Origin of the sequence: Bradyrhizobium sp. NBAIM08 (assembly GCF_020193935.1) — a bacterium.
GTDB lineage: Bacteria > Pseudomonadota > Alphaproteobacteria > Rhizobiales > Xanthobacteraceae > Bradyrhizobium > Bradyrhizobium yuanmingense.
Map to the genome: position 1 here is coordinate 1 of NZ_JADYVR010000746.1, position 417 is coordinate 417.

General features: G+C 65.9%; 1 protein-coding gene. It reads right to left on the reverse strand.

The window, feature by feature from the left end:
• Window positions 1-104: adenylosuccinate synthetase (locus I6F37_RS41870; RefSeq protein WP_225154653.1), on the reverse strand; the 104-nt coding region annotated here is incomplete at its 3' end.
• Between the last annotated feature and the right edge of the window lie 313 nt (window positions 105-417).

Consider the following 417-nt stretch of genomic DNA (forward strand, 5'->3'; position numbering starts at 1 on the left):
CCTTGATAGCGCACGACATAGGCGTGTTCCTTCGACAACAAGTCGATGATCTTCGCCTTGCCTTCGTCGCCCCACTGGGCTCCGACGACGACGGTGACAGGCATGCACACGCTCCTGGGATGGGTGACTGGAACGTATCCCGACACTAGTGGCGTGGCGACTTCAGCGACGAAGGTGTGTGGACTCCGCCGACACCGCCTCGCCGCCGAGCCATGACGTAGAGCACCCCGATACCGTTGCGCGCCGTGAACGTCATGCGCGTCCAACGGTGGTCGGACATGGACGAGTCGGCGCGCCGGGCATTGCTGGGCCGCGGCCTCGACGAGATCTTCGACCCGGCCCTACGGGCGTCGATCGGCGAGCTGATCGACGACGTTCGCCAGCGGGGTGACGTTGCCGTGTGCGACGCCCTCGCCC